We start from the raw sequence: 20,962 nt of genomic DNA on the forward strand, positions 1-20,962 counted from the left end.
TCTCCTTACTTGGCAGCCATGCGCAGCGCACCGTCGAGGCGGATCACCTCACCGTTGAGCATGCTGTTCTCGATGATATGACGGGCGAGTGCGGCGTATTCCTGCGGGCGACCCAGGCGCGGCGGGAACGGCACCCCGGCGGCCAGCGAAGCGCGCACTTCATCGCTCATGCCGGCCATCATCGGGGTTTCGAAGATGCCCGGGGCGATAGTCATCACACGGATGCCAAAACGCGCCAGCTCACGCGCGGCCGGCAAGGTCAGGCTGGCGATGGCGCCCTTGGAGGCTGCGTAGGCGGCCTGGCCGATCTGGCCATCATAGGCGGCGATGGACGCGGTGTTGATGATCACGCCACGTTCCCCGCCCTCCTCGGGCTGCCCTTCGGCCATGGCCGAAGCGGCCAGGCGCAGCAGGTTGAAGCTGCCGATCAGGTTGACGTTGATGACCTTGGAAAAGCTGGCCAGGCCATGCGGCCCTTGCTTGCCCAACACCTTCTCGGCACCGACGATGCCGGCGCAGTTGACCAGCCCGTGAATGCTGCCAAAGGCGTTCACGGTCGCATCCACCGCCGCCTGGGCAGCCTGCTCGTCACTGATGTCGGCCACCGCGAAGCGGGCGTTGTCACCCAGCTCGCGAGCCTTGGCCTCGACGGCCTGGGCATTGAGGTCGACCAGCATGACCTTGGCGCCAGCTTCGACCAGCATCTGCGCGGTGGCAGCACCCAGCCCGGATGCAGCGCCGCTGACGATGAAATGCTTGTTAGCTATTTGCATGATCGGTTTCCTTTCAGGCGCTGGCAGGGGTGGCCTGCTGCGCTTGTTGTTTGGCGACTTCCTGATTGCGCAGGATGAAGCGTTGCAGCTTGCCGCTCGGGGTCTTGGGCAGCTCGCTGACGAATTCGATTTCTCTGGGGTAGGCGTGGGCGTACAAACGCTGGCGCACGTGCTGACGCAGGGTTTCTTCCAGCTCGGCGCTGCCTGCAAACCCGCTGGCCAGCACCACGAAGGCCTTGATCAGCTCGGTGCGGTCCGGGTCTGGCTTGCCGATCACCGCTGCTTCGACTACCGCCGGGTGCTCGATCAGCGCGCTCTCCACATCGAACGGGCCAACCCGGTAGCCCGAGGTGGTGATCACATCGTCGCTGCGCCCGACGAAGCTGATGCTGCCGTCGTGGTTAAGCTCGACGGTGTCACCGCTGAGGTAGTACTTGCCGACGAAGGCCTTGGTCGGCAAACCGTGGTAGCCGCCGAACCAGCACAACGGCGACTGCTCGCGATCAACGGCGAGAATGCCCGGCTGGCCGGCAGGCAGTTCTCTGCCCTGCTCGTCCAGCACGACGATGCGGTGGCCGGGAATGGCAAAGCCGGCAGAGCCCAGATGCACCGGGTGCTGCAAACCATGGTGGTTGCACAGCACCATACCCAGTTCGGTCTGGCCATAGTGATCATGAATGGTTACACCCAGCTCATCGGCGAACCAGCGGATCACTTCCGGGTTGAGCGGCTCGCCCGCACTGCTGACCACCCGCAGGCGGCCCTTGACCGGCGCGGCAAAGTCTTTGCCGGCCGCGATCAGCAGGCGATACGCGGTGGGCGAGCCGGCCAGGTTGGTGATGCCAAGCTTGTCGATTACCCGGGCGCAGCTTTCGACGCTGAACGGGCCATCGTAGAAGGTGGTGGCGTGGCCCAGCGACAGCGGGCCGGTAACGGCATAGTAAAGGCCATAGGCCCAACCCGGGTCGGCCAGGTTCCAGTAGTTGTCTTCAGGCCGCAGATCGATGGCGTCACGCATGTAGCCCTGGAAGGCGACAATAGCGCGCAACGGTACTTCAAGCGGCTTGGCCGGGCCGGTGGTGCCGGAAGTGAACATCAGCAGGAACGGGTCGTTGCCCGAACGCATGACAGGCTCGCATTCGTCCGAGGCGCTGCGCAGGCACTGCTCGAAATCCAGCTCGCCGCTGCGCGCCTTGACCGTGATAACAGTCGGGCAGGCATGCACGTCGTCCAGTTTGCTGCGGTTATTGCTGTCGGTGACGACCACCCGGGCGTGCGACTGCTCCAGTCGGTGTTCGATGGCCTTGGGCCCGAACGCCGTGAACAGGGGCTGGTACACCGCCCCGAGGCGCCATGTGGCGAGGATGGTGACAAGCAGCTCGGGCGTACGCGGCATCAACCCGGCGACACGCTCGCCGGGGCCCACGCCCTGCGCCTTGAGCACATTGGCAAAGCGGGCCGCTTCGACCTTGAGTTGATCGAAGCTGTAACAGGCACTGTTGCCGTCCCGGTCTTCATATACCAGCGCCGGCTTGCCCCCACCGGCATGGCGGTCACAGCATTCGACACAGGCATTGAGGGCATCTAGGTGATCATGCAGCGCCGCATTGGCGGCCTGGGCATGATCGAACGCTCGAGCGGCCTCGGCGTAATCGCGCATCGTCGGACTCCTGGTTTCTTGTTTTTGGAGTGGTCCGACGATGTTCGCGCCGCACGGGCATTGCGGCAATGGCCAAAATTGTCAAACTGGATGACTGGTTTGGCCGCTGCCCTCCTCAGCCCAGGGCACGGTCCATGCTTATCAGGTAATTTCGGGTCAATTGACGTTGCAAGGCTACCCGGTCAACCTGCAATTGCACATCCAGTACACGTACCTCGTCCAGGTATTGCGCTTCGCTCAGTTCAGCTCGCCGGCCTGACAGCACCGAACGCTGCTCGGCTGCGAGCTGATCCAGATTGTTGAAGGGTTGGGCAAAATTATGTTCAAGAAAGCGCTGCCAGAATGCGCGCCTGCACAGGCTTGCTGTCAGCGGGTCAAGCTGTTCAGCCTGGCGCACAAAGTCCTCAGCCAACTGCAGCCGTAGTCCCGTCAGCGGTATCACGTTGGGATCGGGCGGCAGCCGGGCGGGCTGGAAAGGCAACTTGAGCCTGGCTCGCAAGCGCGTCCTGTAACGCAAGCCAAGTGACGCCAATACCTGAGGCTCGACCGTTTCAGCAAGCCTTAGCCGCTCCTCGCTCACGTATGTACTCAGACTATCGAGGCGTTGCAGGGCGCGGCCCAACGCCAGTAGCCCTGGGCCTTTGTGTAGCCGTAAATCGGCCACCGCATCGTGTTGCGCTTGAAGCTGCAGCGTGTTGCTGTACATGTCCAGCACGCCGGGCTTATCCAGGCCCGCAGATTCGGCAGCTCTTTGTACCTTTGCGGCAAACTCCGGGTCGCTGTCCATGGTTGCCATGAACTTCCAGGTCATGGAGACCAACTGGGATTTCGGCCAACTGAAATCGGACAGCTCCTGCAAGAGATCCAGCATATCGAAAAACCGAGCATTTTCTGTATCAGCGTTCAAGCGATCCCACAGCCTCCCACGCTCAGGGCTCGCGGAGTCGCTGTCTACCCACCAGCCTCGGCCAACCTCGGCGTGAGGTTCCTCCAGTAACGTGTCCAGTGCATTGAGCTTGCCGAAGTCTGTCATTGTCAGGCGATTGCCACTGACCAGGAGGTTCTTGCGGAACTCCACTGGCATCGCAAGTATGTTTGTGGGGACACCTTGCAGAAAATTGTCCCGCAGGTCTGCCTTTTCCAGAAAACCGCACAGTTCCAGACCTTTGGGCCACTCGCTGAGGCCGCAGCGGCGCAGGTTCAGCTCCACCAGTTGGGGCAGCAGATGGAAGCGCATCCCATACGCGCCGAGTGGGCTGTTGTGGCTCAGGTCCAGATGGCTGAGCCGGGGCAGCCCGTTCAAGGCGTCCAGGCTTTGGGCGTCCAGTCGAATCTGGTTATGCCCCAGACGCAGCCGGCGCAGATTGGTCAGGTAACTCAGTTCACGAGGGCAACGCAGCAACTGGTTGTCGCTCAGGTCCAACTCCTGAAGATAGGTGAAAGACTGCAAGAAGCCGTTTGCAATTTCACGCAACGTGGCGCCTTTCAACACCAGCGCGGTTACATGGTAGAACTCGATGTGCCCAGGTAGCTCGGGGAGCGTGCCGGCTGACAGGTCACTCAAATGCAACCGCAGCCCCGGGTGTTGGCCGCTGGAACCGACCGAGAGCTGATCACCCGAGCCTTGCCAGGCACGCAGCAACCTTTCCCCGATCAAGCGGCGCCTGCGCGACTGGTCGCTCAGGTCTGCCGACACCCAGCGGTCTATTGACCGGGTCAACTGCGTCAGGTCGTCTTCCAGTGCCATGAGTACCTCGGCAACCGGAATCTGTTGCAACAGCCATCGGTCCACCTGCTGTTCTATCGACCCGGCAAGGCCAGGGAAAAACCTGATCAAGCCGGCTCGCAGCTGCTCCCTGGGTGTCACGGGTAGCGCAGGGCGGTCGCTGAGCGGATAACCGACTCGGCCATCCGGTAGCCGTTGCCCTGGGTTGAACCAGCGCTCTTGTGCTGCCCAGCCCAGCAGCCGCGCGATTTCTTCGTGGGTGCCCAGGCGGGCCACAAGCTTCTCGCGCAGCTGCTGCGCCGTGGCGCCAGTGGTCAAGCCCACTTCGTGCAGCATGTCGCGCGAATCGAGTGCCGCCAGCACTGCGTCAAAAATATCCGGCGAAGCCGGAGGGTTGGTTGCAAGTGCCCTGCCTTGCCCGTCATACAGGTTGAAGACCCCTCGCTGTCGCACCAGCACTCGAAGGTCGGCAACTTGCCCGGCAGCCCCGATGGATTTCAACGTTGCAGCGTCCGCCACACTTTTCTTCAGCGACAAGCTAAACGAATCGGTACTTTCGCCATCGAGCAGGGCTAGAACCAGCATTCCCGTTTCGTCGCAATACGCACTGGGCACATAAATACCGGTCAGCGCCTTGCTCACCTTGGCTAGCGCCCGCAGAGACCTGGCTTTTTCCGCCAAGGCCAGCGGCAGCTGGCCGCTGTCCAGGAACTGCTGGCGTGCCTGGTTGCTGGCGACCTCGGCCAGATCACAGGCATAGGGTTCAGGAAGCCCCAGCGCCATCAGCGGTTTTAGCAACGGTTGCGTGGAAACAGGCTGGCGAGTCAGATGGCTGAACATGGAGTCACTCAGTTGCCGCCTGCTGGCAAGCACGTTGGTGCGCCCGTGTCCCACCCCTGGCTGGTTTTCACACCATTGAAACAGCTCCAGATCCTCGTCCGAGGCAATGTCCAGCGCCAGGCGACTGAAGAAACTGTCAACCCGTGCATTGGCATCAAAGGCCTTCAGGGCTTCGCGCAAACTGGTCGGCGCCCGCCTGTTTTCCATAAGCAGGCCGCGCAGTTCGTCCTGATCGATGCCCGCCATGCGCATGATCCGCTGCGCGTCTGCGTTATCGACAGGCGGGTTGTGTGGCCATAGGGTCTCGAGCATCTTCGCGCTGTCGTCCCACTGTTGTGGTGCTTCGAGCATCAAGCGCCAGCAGCGTTCGCCATTGTGCAGCACAATCGGCCCATAGGCGTCCGCCCTTCCTGGGTGAAGAAGGCGCCAAGGGCCTTCAGGGTCGGGACGATGAACTTCGTAGAAGCACCCACCCGCCTTGATCCAGCGGTGCTCGCCATCCCCGTAGGTGCCATCCTCGCGCAAAGCCATCTTGTCAGGCGTACAGATATAGGGCTCCAGGTCGCTTGACCACAGACGCCCGGCGCCATTGGCGAGCCGCACCGGCTCCAGCGCAGTGACGAATGCGCTGCGTGCCAAGGCGACGCCAGCCACTGTCAAAGCAGTGCTCGCGAGGGTCTCGGCCACCCCAAGCATGTGCTCCAGCGCCTCATGTTGATGCCCTCTGGACCAGTCCACCGCGCCCTCGAAAACCTCGCCCAGGGTCTGGGCCACCAGTTGCCCGAGCAGCAGCCCCCCGACCAGCGGAATGAACAAACCCGCAAAGTTGAGTACCTCGAGCCCTGCACGCTGCCAGGCTTCATGTCGCTCACGCACTGCGGCGCTGTCTGCATCGGCAGTAGTGACCAGCAGCAGCTTGCCGTTCTCCTTCAGGCGTTCTATCTGCTGCACGGCCAGCGCCTCGAACACATCATCGTGCTGCACCCTGCCTTCCAGGGCCAGGTCGGTTTGCTCATCCGCGAGGCGCGCCTTCAACGTACCCATGAACGCCGCTCGCTGCTCCAGGCCAATCAGTTGGGCAAATGCCTGGCGGTATGACGCATGACTCAATTGGGTTGCCAGGGTGTGGTTGATGGCGGTATGGGAATCGAAGTAGCGCAAGACTTGTACGGGGTCACTGGGAAGGTAAAGTATCCCCCCTTTGGCAGTGCCCTTGTCGTCACGCAGTTGTACCCATATGCCATCGGCAACCTCGCAACCCAGCGCTTCGAACAGCCCGGGGTAAGCTGCCAACTGCGCGGTTTGTGGTTCTGAAGGTTTGTCTATCAGGGCATGCAGGGCATCCTTGACCGGCTCGGTGATTTCGCCTTTGAGCACTGCAACGTCTGCAGCCAATCGCAGGCCGGTACGTTTGTCATCACGCAGCAGGCGCTGAGCCTTTGTATCGAACAGCGTTGCCAGTTCATCCTGATAGCGTTGCCCCGCATCCAGCGTACGGCATGCCACGACCAGTTTTTCGCTCGCCCCCGAAAGGACCTGTTCCTGCCCAGGTGCAACCAACCCCGTTCCCAGATAGAAACGCGAACCCTCAGCAAAGTTGCGCATCAGGCGCAACACCCCGTTCTCGCGTTTCTGTCCATACCTTGGGAGCGGCAGCACGCCCCCCGGGGAGGCGGGGAAACGAGGATAGACCTGCAGCCACTCCAGGTGCGAGAGCGACGTGCCTTCGGGCAACGTTTCACTCAACAAACTGGCAAACTGCTGCTCGGCATACTGCATGGGCGACTGCAGCTTCAAGGTGATACCGCGTAACCGCGCCTGGCTTGCATGATGCGCGTTGAGGCTATCGCGGAGTACGCGTATCTGGCTTTGGGTGGCTTGCTTGAGCCAGGTCGGCAGCCTGCTGCCGATGAATTCATCGTGCAGGCCGTCAAGGGGAACATTTACAGACCGTGAAGGGCGACGATCGTACGTCATGGCAATTCCTGAAAAGGCGGTCGGGAGCTGCTCATGGTCTGCTCACCCGTGCAACGCGAGCAGAGGGAAAGCCTGCGGTTGAACGGGGTGGCACAGTGCGTGCCACCTCGGTCCGAGGCACTCAGGGGGTTTGCATGGCCGCTACGGTCAGCCGTCGCGCAAGGTTGCCCAAGGCACGGTCACGTTCGTCGCGCAGGCTATTGGCTTGACGCATGTACTGCTCGCTGGAGAGCACATTCTTATGCTCCTCCAGCGCTGCCATCAGGGTGCTGTAGTGATCCTCAGCCTCATCGAAGTCGTCAGGCTGTTCGGCGCGCAACACGTCCACCCAGAAATCTAGCTGACTGATGAAAATGGTACGTTGTGCGGTCATTTCGGTTTGCAGCACCTCGGTGTAAGCGTCGTCGATCTGGCTCGCCGAAACCTGGGCAAAGTTTTCAAACTGCATGTACCGGGGTTGCCCCAAAAGGTCCAGGCGTTGGGCCAGTCGGCTCAGATAGGCAAGATTGACCTCGACTTCTTCCTCGTCTCGCTCCCCTCTTGCCCAGCGCCCGTCGTTGTACCGGGCCTCCATATCGCGTCGGGCAATTTTTTCAACCAGGTGTACGCGAAACAGCCGCTTGGCCAATTGCAAGCGGGCAACGCGCGTTACCAGTGGGCCGCCGCCATGTATGGCTTGTTCAACATGCATACGTACTTCGACACGGCTGAACGTGGTAGCGACGCTGTCAACGCAGGTAGTGGGTTCCGCAGCCAGGTGGAACAGCGCCATACGTGTCGCAGTATTGTCGTGGCAGGCCTGTAGCACGGTCCAGACCCTGCGCCCGATTTCAGTTGGCGTTTTCCTGAATTCGGCAGTTCCCGTAAGATTGGCAAGCAGGCCAAACAGTTCATGACTGTCGGGTTCGGCAACCAGCGCATCCCACACGGTTGCATGAGCCTGCTGCTTCAGAGGCCCCAAGGTCCCAAGCCACAAATCCCTCACCGGATCGCGACGTTCCAGGCGCGGCGTCACCAACAGGCGCTCCACTGTATACAAGCGCTCGAGCGTGCCGGCTGGCAGTACGTTGCCATCCAGCTGCAACGCCCGGCGCAGTTGCAAAGGGGCCTGGAACAATGCATCAGGCAGATTGGCGATCTGGTTGTTGCGCAGGTCAGCGAATACCAGCAGTCCGCACCATTGCAGGCCTGGCGGCAACGCCAACAACCGGGCATTGTTCAGCCGCAGAAACCGTAAACCGGAAAGCTGGTTGAACTGCAGGTTGATACCACCCAAGAAGTTGCTGCTCAGGTCCAGCGAACGCAAGTTCGACAGGTGAGCCAGCACGCTGACCTGGTCAGCAGGGATTCGGATGCGGTTGCGCGGCATCAACAACTGCCGCAATTCGGTCAACCGCTCAAGCCCGGGTGGCAGCTCGGTCAAAGCATTATTGCTCAACTCCAGTCTTCGTAAGCGCGGGAAGCAGGCGAGAAATCCCCGTGGGACGTCGCTAAGCTCAAGCCCCGCGAGGGTGAGCTCTGATACATGGGAAAAATCCGTCCCGGCTGGCAGGGCAGGAAGACTTCCCACAGGCGCGGCGACGATGCTTACGCTGAGCATTGCGTGATGATCAATGCTCCGGGAAAACCGATCGCTGCGCATTTGCCAGGCACGGCAAAGCGAGTCCGCGACCTGCTGGCGAGCTCGGGGATTGCCGGGTGTCTCACGGGCCCACGCATGCAAGCGGCCCTCGAGCTGTCGGTACTCCTGTTCTGCGCGCAGCAGATTGTCGTACACAGTCCCTGGCTGAAGCAGCAGAGCCTGGATGTAGTGCTCGGTGCCTTCATCGCCGATACCGGGGTACAACGCCCGAACCCGCTGTCGTAGCACGCGATCCGGGCTACTGATGCACGACTGACAGCCACCCAGCAAATAGCCTGCTCGCCCATCCTCCATGCGTTGCATGGTCGATGCCTGGGGCCTGGCCTCACGCCATCCAAGCAAACGCAGCAACGGCCCACGCTCGTCGGGGAGCCATGCCTGCATCTGCCTGCGGATAGCTGCCGGCGCATCGGCGCCAGCCCACCCCGGATGCGACCGGTAAGTATCAGGCAAGCAGGCCGCCAGCACTTCGAAGAGCCCTTGAGGTTCGGCAATTTCACGCTCATACGCCAGGCTTCCGGCGTAAAGCTGGAAACCGCCGCTTCGCCGGACCAGCACCAGTTCCTGTTTCATTCCCCGCTCCGGGAACAGCTGCGCCAGCGCTTGCCCGGCATAGCGATCCTGGCGTAACACCAGGTTGAAATCCGCTGCGGCTGGCCCGTGCAGACGCAACAAGGCAAACACCAGGGCAACCAGCTCGGGTCGATAGCTGTGTGGTAGATACAGGGCCTCACGCATACGGGTCAGACGTGCCAGTTGAAGCGTTGCCCGGAGACGTTCAGCGAGTGCCAGCGGAATGCGTGATTCAGCCTGCATGCGCAAGCGCATAGCTGCGGTCGCGTGGTCAAGAGCATCGAGAGCATAGGCGTCTGGCAACGCTGGGAAGTCCCGTTGTATCAGCGCCTGCAAAGGGTCTTTCACCAGGTAGCAGCTTGAAAAATGCTCGAACATCGCTTCGCGGACCCTTGCCGCCTCTTGGCGTATGGAAATCACCTGCTCGTCAAGCGGCTGCCCCTGCAATTGCAAATGGTCGATACACCACTGCCATAATTCGGTATCGGCGTCGCCTGCCTCCAACTGGGCGAAAAACGCTTCCATGCGCGCATCAACGGCGAAGCGCTCCAAGGTATCGCGCAGCTGCACGGGCAGGCGCCGCCTCTCTACCAGCAGACCACGCAGGTACTCCTCGTCGACATCCGCCACACTCAGCATCTGGGCCACACGCCCAGCACTCACTGTGCGCGCCGACGGCCATAGGCGCCCCAGCAACAGTGCCGCGCCCTGCCATTCCAGTGGCCGCTCACCACCGAGCAACCAGGCACGCTCTGCGTTGCTTCGCACGACCGGCCCGTATGCCTCGTGGTCACTGGCATGGCGCAAGCGCCATCCTCCCCTGGCATCCTGCCGCACCCCGTACAGTGCCTGTTCAAGCCGCAGCCAATGGCGCTTGCCATCCGTAAGCAAGCCATTGTCAGTTTCAGCTACCTCAGCGGGTAACGGGTCAGCTTGATAGGGTTGCAGGTCGTTGCGCCACAGCCGTGCCCGGCCATCTTCGGTAGTCACAGGCTCCAGTGCCTCGACAAAGGCGCTACGGGCCAAATGCGTGCCCATGACAATCGCTCCGGTGGTGGCCAGGCTGACTGCCACCTGAAGCATATGCTGCAGTGCTTCGTGCTGATGACCTGACTGCCAATCACGTACACCTTCGAAGACATCGCTGAGCAGGTGCCTGCCAAGGTCCGCCAACAGCAGTGCACCAATGGCCGGCACAAACAGACCTGCAAGGTTGAGCAACACCAACCCGGTGCTTTCCAGATCGCGTAAGCGCTGCGCCGAGGCCTTGCCATCAGCCTGCGAGGTAGGAACCGCGAGAAAGCCTGCATCGGCCTTGACGCGCTGTATGTGCCACGCTGCCGACAACGCAAAGACATCGCCGGTGGCGCGCACCCTGCGGGGTTCCAGATCAGGCTGCTTATCCTGCAAACGGTTAGCCAGGCCACGTTCATATTGCGCTCGGTCGTTCAGGGCTATACGGCGCGCGAACGCTGCCCTGTATGCCTTGTCAGCCAACCCAGTGGCGAGTACACGGTTCGCCTCGTTCCAGTTGGCAAATACGCGCAGGGGTTGCGCATGGTCATCTGGCAGATACAGCACTACTTGCTTCAACCGTTCAGGGTCACCAAAGGGGAAGGTCGACTGACTGCGTGCCGGCACGATCAGCTCAAAAGCCAATGCACCGTCAACCTGGCAACCCAGCACTTGCAGCGCACCACCGCGCAGCTGCAGAGGGTGCCCGAACGTGGGCTGCTGGCCCCTGCAGAGCTGGCGCAGCATGTGCACATCGTTGGCCATGAGTTGCTTTTTGATTGCGGCCACTTCCAGCGCTACTGCAAGCGCCAGGCGCTTGTCCTTGGCCAGCGCCTGGCTGAAACCGGTACTCATCACCTCTCCCAGGTGTCGTTGATAGGCTGCACCCACGTCCACCTGCCGGCACAGGCTGACAAGCCGGTCCACATCACCGCTCACCACTTGCTCAGGCTGCTCGCCTTTCGGGCAAGTCAGCGCGGTCCCCTGGAAAAAGGACTCACCCGCCTTGAAATTCTGCAGGAGCTTCTGCAGTGCTGGCACTCGTACGAAGTACGACTGGTAATCGGGCAACACACCCAGGCTGACCTCCAGCCGCGCACGCTCCTCGCGCCACTCCAGCTTGTCCAGATCGACCTTCAGGTGCAGTTGGCTGTCCTGGCTGAGCGCGCTTTCCAACCGTTGCCTGGCAAAACCATCCAGCGGCAGCAGGCGACTGGCAACGCTTGCCATTTGCTTCTGGCTGGCCAGGTGAGCCTTGAGGCAGCTCTGCAACCTGGCAAGTTGCTGAGGGGTGGCGGCTTTCAGCCAACCCGGCAACTGCCGGGCGATAAAATCTTCAGCGGGGTGAAGCAGCTTGCTGGGGGAGGCAGCTGGAGACATGGCGACATCCTGGTTAGTGACCGGCTTGTCAACATGAGCGCTGTTCACGGATCAGGGCAGCGGGAAGGTGTCGCAGGCTAGCCACCACTACCACGCTTGTGAATCAGGGCACGGTAGTGGCCCGGATTACAGGCAAACCATTTGCGGAACGCTTTGTAGAACGAGCTGCTGTCAGCAAACCCCAGGCCCACTGCAATATCGTCCAGGGCAGGCTCGGGCTGGCTCAGCCAGGCGATGGCCAGCTCACGGCGAACGCTGTCCTTGAGGCCCTGATAAGTCTGCCCTTCCTCCGCCAGGCGGCGGCGAAAGGTGGAAGGCGACAGGTTCAACTGCCGTGCAAGCGTGTCACCGTCCGGCCAGTGGCCAGGTGACAGGTGCAGCAAGTCGGTACGGATCCGCCGCCCCAGGCTGGCAGGATCACGGTATTTCACCAGGATATTGCCCGGTGCTTCAGCCAGAAAACGCTGCAGCTCGGCCTGCGTGCGCTTGAGCGGCAGGTCGAGGCAGTCGGCACTGATGATCATGCGCGTACGCGGTCGCTGGAACTGCAGGTTTTCCGAAAACATCACCCGGTAGTCGTCACAGAACGGCGGCTCGGCGCAGCGCAGGTCGATAGCCAGAATCGGGATACGGCGGCCGGCCAGCCAACAGGCCACGCCGTGCACGATCATCCAGAAGGTGAAATAGGTGAACGCCCGACGCGGCGCGTCACGTGGCTCGTTGATGACAATTTCGGCCAGCCCCTGCTGGCGCACCAGGCCCGGTTGCAGGTCTTCCAGCATCAGCGACAGAAATGCCAGTGCGGTGTCCAGGCCATCCCCCAGCGTCGGCTGCGTCATGCTCGCCCGGCACATGAACGCCAGGCTGCCACTGCGCAGGCCGCGTGGGTCCATGGCGAAGAACTCGTCGTTGCAGCGGCGCGCCAGCAGGCGCCACAGGCGGGCATAAGCCTCGGCGCTGACCCGCGCCTCGGGCAGGTCGAGTTGGGCACTGTCGATGCCGGCACGCACCAGCAGGGCATGGTCGGGCTGCCCGGCCGGGCAAGTCTGCAACAGGGCCTCGCGCACCAGTTGCATGGAGATGGTGTCTTTCTCGCTCATTGGCCACCCAGCCTGCTCTGTGCCGGCCATCTTAAGCCGCACTGGAAAAAACACCAGTCATGCTTCATGCGCCGGCCGCCAAGCCGAGGAACGCCTGGATCAGGCGCAATTCGCGGCGGCGCTCCAGGCAGCCAATCAGATGCTGGTTGACCAGGCCTTCGCCGGCCAGTGGCCGCGCCACCACCCTTGGATCGTGGGCAACTTCAGTGGAGGACACCACGCCGATGCCAAGCTCGGAAGCCACCGCTTCGGTCACCGCCTCACGGCTGTCGAGCTCCAGCAGTACCCGCGGCTGGACCGCAGCCTGGCTGCAGGCCTTGTCAAAGGTGCGGCGGGTGGTGGAGCTCGGCTCTCGCAATACCATGATCTGCTGATGCAGCGAGGCCAACGGCAAGTCCCCTGCTCCGCTAGCCCAGGCGTGCCCGGCCGGCAGCAACGCACACAGCCGCGACTCGCAGAGGTTTTGCAGGTGCAGGCCCTTGCGCGGCTCGATTTCGGTCAGCACGGCCACATCGGCATGCTCGCCGAGCAGTGCAGCAAGGGTTTCCTGGGCGTTGCCCAGCCGCAGGTTGACGGTAATGCCCGGGTAACGCTCACGCAGTTGCGCCAGCATCGGCATGACCCGGTGCGGGCCGTCCGCTGCCACTTCCAGGCGGCCGGTGAGCAACTGCCGGTTGGCCTCGAGCATGGCCTGCGCCTCGTCGGCCAGGCCAAACATGGCGCGGGTGATGGCCGCCAGCCGCGTGCCCTCTTCAGTCAACTCCACCCGCCGCGCGGTGCGCCGCAGCAAGGTGATCTGGTAATGCTCTTCCAGCGCCTTGACGTGGCCGGTCACAGCCGGCTGGCTGATGAACAAGCGCTGCGCTGCACGGGTAAAGCTGCCCTCGCGGGCAACGGCATCGAAGGCGCGCAACTGGAACAGGTTCATATCTATCGGCCTGACTTATAGCTGAGATAACAACAAACAATTTGATTGATGGCAGCGCGAATTGCAACCTAGGCCTCGTAGTTTCAGCCCACCGCTTGCGAGGAATAACGGCATGAGCAACGCCCCGATCCTGCTGACCCCCGGCCCTCTAACCACATCGATCCGCACCCGCCAGGCCATGCTGGTGGACTGGGGCTCCTGGGACCGTGACTTCAACCAACTGACCGCCAGCGTTTGCGAACAGCTGCTGGCGATCATCGACGGCAGCGCCAGCCATCACTGCGTGCCCCTGCAGGGCAGCGGCACCTTTGCAGTGGAAGCCGCCATCGGCACCCTGGTGCCACGCGATGGCAAGGTCCTGGTGCTGATCAACGGTGCTTACGGCCAGCGCCTGGCGAAGATCTGCAAAGTGCTGGGCCGCAGCTACACCACCTTCGAAACCGCCGAAGACCAGCCAACCACCGCTGCCGATGTCGACCGCCTGCTGTCCGCCGACCCGACCATCAGCCATGTGGCGCTGATCCACTGCGAAACCAGTACCGGCATTCTCAACCCGCTGGCGGAAATCGCCCAGGTGATCAAATACCACGGCAAGCGCCTGATCATCGACGCCATGAGCTCCTTCGGCGCGTTGCCGATCGATGCCCGGGAAATCCCCTTCGAGGCACTGATCGCCGCTTCCGGCAAATGCCTGGAAGGCGTGCCGGGCATGGGCTTCGTCTTCGCCGAAAAAACCGCACTGGCCGCCGCCGAAGGCAACGCCCACTCGCTGGCCATGGACCTGCACGACCAGCACGCCTACATGGCCAGGACCGGCCAATGGCGCTTCACCCCGCCCACACATGTGGTCGCCGCCTTGCACGAAGCGCTGCAGCAGTACAACGAAGAAGGCGGGCTGCCGGCGCGCTACCAGCGCTACGCCGACAACTGCAAGACCCTGCTCGACGGCATGGCCGCCATCGGCCTGCACAGCTTCCTGCCAGCCGGAATCCAGGCGCCGATCATCGTTACCTTCCACGCGCCGAACAATGCCCGCTACCAGTTCAAGGACTTCTACGAACGGGTCAAGGCCAAAGGCTTCATCCTCTACCCGGGCAAGCTGACCCAGGTCGAAACCTTCCGCGTCGGCTGCATCGGCGTGGTCGGGCCGGACGGCATGCAAGCCGCCGTCAATGCCGTGGCCGAGGTGCTGCGGGAAATGGAAGTGCTGGACATCTGACCCTCCGCCCACCCGAATTCAGGAATTAGCGCACATGAACTACAGCAACCCTACCCAGCTGCAAGCCGCCATCCTCGACTGGGCTGGCACCGTGGTCGACTTCGGCTCCTTCGCCCCGACGCAGATATTTGTCGAGGCGTTTGCCGAGTTCGATGTGCAGGTGTCCATCGAAGAGGCCCGAGGCCCGATGGGCATGGGCAAGTGGGACCACATTCGCACCCTGTGCGACGTGCCGGAAATTGCCGAGCGCTACCGCAAGGTGTTCGGCCGCACCCCCACGGACGATGACGTCACCGCCCTCTACAACCGCTTCATGCCCCTGCAGATCGAGAAGATCGCCGTGCACTCGGCGCTGATCCCCGGCGCGCTGGACACCCTCACCGGGCTGCGCCAGGGCGGCCTGAAGATCGGTTCGTGCTCCGGCTACCCCAAGGTGGTGATGGACAAGGTGGTGGCGCTGGCGGCGCAGAACGGTTATGTGGCCGACCATGTGGTGGCCACCGATGAAACCCCGAATGGTCGCCCGTGGCCGGCCCAGGCCCTGGCCAACGTGATTGCTCTGGGAATTGACGATGTAGCGGCCTGCGTGAAGGTTGACGACACCGTGCCGGGCATTCTCGAAGGCCGCCGGGCGGGTATGTGGACCGTGGCCCTGGTGTGCTCGGGCAACGCCCTGGGGCTGAGCTGGGAAAGCTATCGGGCGCTGAGTGCCGAGCAGCTGGAAAGCGAGCGCAAGCGCATCCATACGCTGTTCGCCGGCTCGCGCCCGCACTACCTGATCGACACCATCAACGAACTGCCCGAAGTGGTTGCCGACATCAACCGGCGCCTTGGCAGGGGTGAGATGCCACAGGCCTTTTGAGCTAACCAGGTTCGCTACAATATCTACACCGCCTGTGAGACCGAGCGCCGCCCGCGCGGCGCTCGGTCTCACAGGCGCTGAAAATACCAAGGCAACCCCCTACTGCGGCAACTGCACCTGCGGTTTACTCGCCGCAAAGATCGCCCAGCTGGACACGAACAGCGCCGCGATCAACGGCCCGATCACAAAGCCGTTAAGCCCGAATACCGCCAGCCCGCCCAGCGTCGACACCAGGATGAGATAGTCTGGCATGCGCGTGTCCTTGCCCACCAGGATCGGCCGCAAGAGGTTATCCACCAGGCCGATCACCAGCACCCCGAACGCGGACAGGATCACCCCCGGCAGTATCGCCCCGGTCAACAGAAAGTACGCGGCCACCGGTGCCCACACGATACCCGCGCCCACCGCCGGCAGCAGCGACAGAAAGGCCATCAGCACCGCCCACACCAGCGCACTGGGGATATCCAGCACCCAGAAAATGAAGCCGCCCAGCGCCCCCTGGGTGATGGCCACCAATACGTTGCCTTTCACCGTGGCCCGCACCACGCGGTTGAACTTCAACTGCAAGCGCCGTTTCTGGTGCTCGGGCAGCGGCACCGCCAAGCGTACCCGTCGGGCGACCTCGGCGCCTTCACGCAGGAAGAAGAACAACAGGTACATCATGATGCCGAAACTGATCAGGAACTCGAACGTGCCCTGGCCAAAGTTGAACGCCTGGCTGGCCAGCACCTGGCTGCCCTGGGTGGCCCACTTGGTGATCTTGTCGCGCAGCCCGTCCAGGTTGCCCATGCCCATGTTGTCCAGGCCATGCTGGGCAAACGCCGGGAGCATGTCCTTGCCGCGCTCGACAAAGCCGGCAATGTCCAGTTCCCCGCTCTCGATGCGCTGGTACAGCGTGGCGCCCTCCTGTACCAGCAGCGCGCTGGTGATGATCACCGGCAGGATCGCCACCAGCAGGCACACCAGCATGGTGGTGGCGGCGGCCAAGTTGCGTCGGCGGCCGAAACGGATCAGCAGATGCCGCTGCAGCGGGGCAAACAGGATGCCAAGTATCACCGCCCAGAAGATCGCACCGTAATACGGCAGCAGAATCCAGACGAAGGCAATCGTCACCAGCGCCAGGAGCACCGCCAGGGCCTTGTTCTGCAGTGCGGTTTCGTTCATTTCACATCCTCGAATGGCTTCTGGGATATTAGTGCCTGCCGCTTGGGTAAAAGTGCCGCCACTCCCTTGATGCAAATCAATACGCGGGTTTTCTGTCGGGCCTAGCATCCGGGCCTTTTGCCCCGGTGCGCACATGATCCCTACTGCCAAGCCCGAACTGCTGGCCCCCGCCGGCACCCTCAAGAGCATGCGCTACGCCTTTGCCTACGGCGCCGATGCGGTCTATGCCGGCCAGCCGCGCTACAGTTTGCGGGTGCGCAACAACGAATTCGACCACGCCAACCTGGCCCAGGGCATCGACGAAGCGCATGCCCTGGGCAAGCGATTTTATGTAGTGGTCAACATCGCCCCGCACAATGCCAAGCTCAAGACCTTCCTCAAGGACCTGGCGCCGGTGGTCGAAATGGCGCCAGACGCGTTGATCATGTCCGACCCCGGGCTGATCATGCTGGTGCGCCAGCACTTCCCGCAGATGCCGGTGCATCTGTCGGTGCAGGCCAATACGGTCAACTGGGCCAGCGTGCAGTTCTGGCAGCAGCTTGGCCTGAGCCGGGTGATCCTGTCGCGCGAACTGTCGCTCGAAGAAATCGGGGAAATCCGTCAGCAGGTTCCGGACATGGAGCTTGAAGTGTTCGTCCACGGTGCCCTGTGCATGGCCTATTCCGGCCGCTGCCTGCTGTCGGGCTACCTCAACAGACGCGATGCCAACCAGGGCAGCTGCACCAACGCCTGCCGCTGGAAGTACGACGCCATGCCCGCCAGCGAAAATGCCAGCGGCGACATCGTGCGCGAAGTGCAGCCCACCCTGGGCTCAGGCGCCCCCACAGGGCAGGCTTTCCTGCTGCAGGAAAGCAACCGCCCTGGCACTGAAATGCCGGCGTTCGAGGATGAACACGGCACCTACATCATGAACGCCAAGGACCTGCGCGCCATCCAGCACGTCGAGCGCCTTGCCGCCATGGGCGTGCACTCGCTGAAGATCGAAGGGCGCACCAAGTCGCACTTCTACTGTGCCCGTGCGGTGCAGTCGTACCGCCAGGCCATCGACGACGCCGCAGCCGGGCGGCCGTTCGACCGCGGGTTGATGGACAACCTCGAGTCCCTGGCGCAGCGTGGCTACACCGAGGGCTTCCTGCGTCGCCATGTGCACGACGAATATCAGAACTACCAGCGTGGCAACTCGGTCTCCGAGCGCCAGCAGTTCGTCGGCGAACTCACCGGTGTGCGCATCGATGGCCTGGCCGAAGTCAAGGTCAAGAACCGCTTCGCCGTGGGTGACCATCTGGAGCTGATGACCCCGCGCGGCAACTACCACTTCGACCTGCACCGCCTGTGCAACCGCCAGCAGCAGGCCATCGAGGTGGCGCCGGGTGACGGCCATGTGGTGTACCTGCCGATCCCCGAGCAGGTTGCCCTGGAGTACGCCCTGCTGATGCGCGACATCGGTGCCAGCGAAGCCGCCAGCTGACAACGCTGTAATGTGCACCTCAGCTGCCTGACAGGCGCCAGCGGCGAACATCGCGGCTCACCCGCATGAGGCTACGCCATGTTGCGCAACCCCTCCCGCCGTACTTTTGTCAAAGGCCTGGGCGCCGCCACCACGCTGACGGGCCTGGGGCTGTGGCGCCCGCTGGCCCAGGCCGCAGCAGGCCAGGACCTGGCCGGCCAGCACTTCGAGTTGTTCATCGGCCAGACACCGGTGAACATCACCGGTCGCCCGCGCACCGCACTGACCATCAACAACAGCCTGCCCGGCCCGTTGCTGCGCTGGCGTGAAGGCGACAGCGTGACTCTGCGTGTGCGCAACCGCCTGGCGCAGGACACCTCGATCCACTGGCACGGCATCATCCTGCCGGCCAACATGGACGGCGTACCTGGCCTGAGTTTTGCCGGCATCGAACCCGGCGGCGACTACTTGTACCAGTTCACCCTGCGCCAGAGCGGCACCTACTGGTACCACAGCCATTCAGGGCTGCAGGAGCAGGCCGGGGTCTACGGGGCGATTGTCATCGAGCCGCGCGAACCTGAACCACACCGCTACCAGCGCGACCATGTGCTGCTGTTCAGCGACTGGTCGGACCAGGCGCCGGAGCAGCTGATGGCCACGCTGAAGAAACAGTCCGATGCGTACAACTACCACAAGCGCACGGTCGGCGATTTCATCGATGAGGTGGCCGACGACGGTTGGCGGCAGACCGTTGCCGAGCGCACGGCCTGGGCGCGCATGCGCATGAGCCCCACCGACCTGGCCGATATCAGCGCCGCCACCTATACCTACCTGCTCAACGGCCAGCCGCCGGAGGGCAACTTCACCTGCCTGTTCCAGCCGGGCGAAACCGTGCGCCTGCGGCTGATCAATGCCTCGGCCATGACCTACTTCGACTTCCGTATCCCGGGGCTGAAACTGACGGTGATCGCTGCCGACGGCCTGCCGGTGACGCCGGTGAGCGTGGATGAGCTGCGCATTGCCGTGGCCGAGACCTACGACGTGCTGGTGACCGTGGGCGACCTGCCCGCCTATACCTTGTTCGCCCAGAGCATGGACCGCACCGGCTTCGCCCGTGGCACCCTGGCCCGCACTGCCGGGTTGCAGGCAGCCGTGCCTGTACCTGACCCACGGCCGGTGCTGAGCATGGACGACATGGGCCACGGCGGCATGGCAGGCATGGACCATAGCAACATGGCCGGCATGGACCACGCGGCCATGCCGGCGATGCAGCAACACCCTGCCAGCGAAACCGGCAACCCGCTGGTGGACATGCAGACCATGGCCCCTCGCCCCAACCTGGCCGACCCGGGCATCGGCCTGCGCAACAATGGCCGCCGGGTGCTGACCTACGCCGACCTGCGCAGCCCCTACCCCGACCCGGACGGCCGCGCCCCCTCCCGCGACATCGAGCTGCACCTGACCGGCCACATGGAGCGGTTCGCCTGGTCGTTCGACGGCATCAAGTTCAGCGATGCCAAGCCGCTGCGCCTGACCTACGGCGAGCGGGTACGCATCACCCTGGTCAACGACACCATGATGACCCACCCCATCCACCTGCACGGCATGTGGAGCGACCTTGAGGACGAACATGGGCAGTTCCTGGTGCGCAAGCACACCATCGACATCCCGCCTGGCAGCCGCCGCTCGTACCGGGTGAGCGCTGATGCCCTGGGCCGCTGGGCCTATCACTGCCACCTGCTCTACCACATGGAGACCGGCATGTTCCGCGAGGTACGCGTCGATGAATGACACCCGCAACCGCAGCCTTGTGGCAGGCGCGACGCTGCTGGCCCTGTTGGCCAGCGAACGCGCACTGGCCGCCGGCATGCAGCACATGAATCATGGCCAGATGAACCATCAAAGCATGGGCCATGCGCCAGTCCCCCCCGTCCGGCCACGCACGCCCCTGCCCGCCCTCACCGACACCGACCGCCGTGCCGCCTTCCCGCTGCTGCCTGGGCATCAGGTACACGACCGGGCAATGAACTGGGCAGTGACCGTGGACAAGCTCGAATACCAGAACTTCGAAAACAGCCATGCCCTGAACTGGAATGCCACGGCCTGGGTCGGCGGCGATATCGACCGGCTGTGGCTACGCAGCGAAGGCGAACGCGAGCAGGGCAAGACCCACAAGGCCGAGCTGCAGGCACTGTGGGGGCATGCCGTCAGCCCGTGGTGGGAGCTGGTGGCGGGCGTGCGCCAGGACTTAAAGCCCGCCAGTGGCCAAACCTGGGCCGGCTTCGGCATCCAGGGCACGCCGCTGTATGGCCTGGAGCTCCAAGCCACCGCCTACGCTGGCGAGCGGCAACAGACCGCGCTGCGCCTGGAAGCCGCTTACGCTATGCTGCTGACCAACCGCTGGATACTGGAACCGACCCTGGAAGCCAACCTCTACGGCCGCAACGATGCCGGGCGCGAGCAAGGCGCGGGGCTGGCCGACAGTGAGGTCGGCCTGCGCCTGCGCTACGAGGTCACCCGCGGCTTTGCGCCGTATCTGGGGGTCAGTTTCAATCGCCTGCACGGTAACCGTGCCGACCAGGCCCGCGAAGACGGCGAGGACCTTGGCCAGACCCGCCTGGTCGCCGGTATTCGCCTGCGTTTCTAAAGGAGTGCTT

General features: G+C 63.1%; 12 protein-coding genes. 5 read left to right on the forward strand and 7 right to left on the reverse strand.

All coding sequences use genetic code 11. The features are described from left to right. Nucleotides 1-5: 5 nt before the first annotated feature. The 6 genes from AC5O5I_RS18970 to AC5O5I_RS18995 form a co-directional block, all read right to left on the reverse strand. Nucleotides 6-773 carry a 3-hydroxyacyl-CoA dehydrogenase gene (locus AC5O5I_RS18970; RefSeq protein WP_172229047.1) on the reverse strand — a complete coding sequence of 256 codons (768 nt, stop codon included), beginning with the start codon at nucleotides 771-773 and terminating at the stop codon, nucleotides 6-8. Between the two features lie 13 nt (nucleotides 774-786). Beyond that, on the reverse strand, nucleotides 787-2,433 hold the full coding sequence (locus AC5O5I_RS18975) for an acyl-CoA synthetase (RefSeq protein WP_494511322.1): 1,647 nt from the start codon (nucleotides 2,431-2,433) through the stop codon (nucleotides 787-789). A gap of 115 nt (nucleotides 2,434-2,548) precedes the next feature. Further along, nucleotides 2,549-6,976, reverse strand: coding sequence for a dermonecrotic toxin domain-containing protein (locus tag AC5O5I_RS18980; RefSeq protein ID WP_494511323.1), 4,428 nt, complete (start codon nucleotides 6,974-6,976; stop codon nucleotides 2,549-2,551). 121 nt (nucleotides 6,977-7,097) lie between these two features. Then, nucleotides 7,098-11,585 (reverse strand): NEL-type E3 ubiquitin ligase domain-containing protein, encoded by a 4,488-nt coding sequence (locus tag AC5O5I_RS18985; RefSeq protein ID WP_494511324.1) that lies wholly within the window; start codon nucleotides 11,583-11,585, stop codon nucleotides 7,098-7,100. Nucleotides 11,586-11,662: 77 nt separating this feature from the next. Then, nucleotides 11,663-12,685 (reverse strand): AraC family transcriptional regulator, encoded by a 1,023-nt coding sequence (locus tag AC5O5I_RS18990; RefSeq protein WP_172286363.1) that lies wholly within the window; start codon nucleotides 12,683-12,685, stop codon nucleotides 11,663-11,665. Between the two features lie 64 nt (nucleotides 12,686-12,749). Beyond that, complete coding sequence (locus tag AC5O5I_RS18995; RefSeq protein ID WP_172228562.1) at nucleotides 12,750-13,613, reverse strand: LysR substrate-binding domain-containing protein; 864 nt, start codon at nucleotides 13,611-13,613, stop codon at nucleotides 12,750-12,752. A 112-nt stretch (nucleotides 13,614-13,725) separates the two neighbouring features. Here AC5O5I_RS18995 and AC5O5I_RS19000 point away from each other — a divergent pair, with 112 nt between their 5' ends. Both AC5O5I_RS19000 and phnX read left to right on the forward strand, forming a co-directional pair. Further along, nucleotides 13,726-14,832 carry a 2-aminoethylphosphonate--pyruvate transaminase gene (locus AC5O5I_RS19000; RefSeq protein ID WP_494511325.1) on the forward strand — a complete coding sequence of 369 codons (1,107 nt, stop codon included), beginning with the start codon at nucleotides 13,726-13,728 and terminating at the stop codon, nucleotides 14,830-14,832. Nucleotides 14,833-14,866: 34 nt separating this feature from the next. Further along, nucleotides 14,867-15,694 carry a phosphonoacetaldehyde hydrolase gene (phnX, locus tag AC5O5I_RS19005; protein ID WP_172228558.1) on the forward strand — a complete coding sequence of 276 codons (828 nt, stop codon included), beginning with the start codon at nucleotides 14,867-14,869 and terminating at the stop codon, nucleotides 15,692-15,694. 99 nt (nucleotides 15,695-15,793) lie between these two features. Here the strand turns inward: phnX and AC5O5I_RS19010 are convergent, their stop codons facing one another. Next, nucleotides 15,794-16,858: an AI-2E family transporter gene (locus tag AC5O5I_RS19010; protein WP_172286365.1), complete on the reverse strand. Its 1,065-nt coding sequence runs from the start codon at nucleotides 16,856-16,858 to the stop codon at nucleotides 15,794-15,796. A 133-nt stretch (nucleotides 16,859-16,991) separates the two neighbouring features. On the opposite strand from AC5O5I_RS19010, the gene trhP reads away from it, so the two are divergent. From trhP to AC5O5I_RS19025, 3 genes are all read left to right on the forward strand, one after another. Beyond that, nucleotides 16,992-18,326: a prephenate-dependent tRNA uridine(34) hydroxylase TrhP gene (trhP, locus tag AC5O5I_RS19015; protein ID WP_494511326.1), complete on the forward strand. Its 1,335-nt coding sequence runs from the start codon at nucleotides 16,992-16,994 to the stop codon at nucleotides 18,324-18,326. A gap of 81 nt (nucleotides 18,327-18,407) precedes the next feature. Continuing rightward, nucleotides 18,408-20,096: a copper resistance system multicopper oxidase gene (locus AC5O5I_RS19020; protein WP_494512777.1), complete on the forward strand. Its 1,689-nt coding sequence runs from the start codon at nucleotides 18,408-18,410 to the stop codon at nucleotides 20,094-20,096. Beyond that, on the forward strand, nucleotides 20,089-20,952 hold the full coding sequence (locus AC5O5I_RS19025; RefSeq protein ID WP_494511327.1) for a copper resistance protein B: 864 nt from the start codon (nucleotides 20,089-20,091) through the stop codon (nucleotides 20,950-20,952). The genes AC5O5I_RS19020 and AC5O5I_RS19025 overlap by 8 nt, the downstream gene beginning before the upstream one ends. The last annotated feature ends 10 nt before the right edge of the window (nucleotides 20,953-20,962 follow it).

This window comes from Pseudomonas sp. 9_2_1 (assembly GCF_059295275.1).

Excerpts from the sequence above, each read along its gene's own strand:
- AC5O5I_RS18970 (WP_172229047.1), bottom strand. The coding sequence starts at position 773 with ATGCAAATAGCTAACAAGCATTTCATCGTCAGCGGCGCTGCATCCGGG.
- AC5O5I_RS18975 (WP_494511322.1), bottom strand. The coding sequence starts at position 2,433 with ATGCGCGATTACGCCGAGGCCGCTCGAGCGTTCGATCATGCCCAGGCC.
- AC5O5I_RS18980 (WP_494511323.1), bottom strand. The coding sequence starts at position 6,976 with ATGACGTACGATCGTCGCCCTTCACGGTCTGTAAATGTTCCCCTTGAC.
- AC5O5I_RS18985 (WP_494511324.1), bottom strand. The coding sequence starts at position 11,585 with ATGTCTCCAGCTGCCTCCCCCAGCAAGCTGCTTCACCCCGCTGAAGAT.
- AC5O5I_RS18990 (WP_172286363.1), bottom strand. The coding sequence starts at position 12,685 with ATGAGCGAGAAAGACACCATCTCCATGCAACTGGTGCGCGAGGCCCTG.
- AC5O5I_RS18995 (WP_172228562.1), bottom strand. The coding sequence starts at position 13,613 with ATGAACCTGTTCCAGTTGCGCGCCTTCGATGCCGTTGCCCGCGAGGGC.
- AC5O5I_RS19000 (WP_494511325.1), top strand. The coding sequence starts at position 13,726 with ATGAGCAACGCCCCGATCCTGCTGACCCCCGGCCCTCTAACCACATCG.
- phnX (WP_172228558.1), top strand. The coding sequence starts at position 14,867 with ATGAACTACAGCAACCCTACCCAGCTGCAAGCCGCCATCCTCGACTGG.
- AC5O5I_RS19010 (WP_172286365.1), bottom strand. The coding sequence starts at position 16,858 with ATGAACGAAACCGCACTGCAGAACAAGGCCCTGGCGGTGCTCCTGGCG.
- trhP (WP_494511326.1), top strand. The coding sequence starts at position 16,992 with ATGATCCCTACTGCCAAGCCCGAACTGCTGGCCCCCGCCGGCACCCTC.
- AC5O5I_RS19025 (WP_494511327.1), top strand. The coding sequence starts at position 20,089 with ATGAATGACACCCGCAACCGCAGCCTTGTGGCAGGCGCGACGCTGCTG.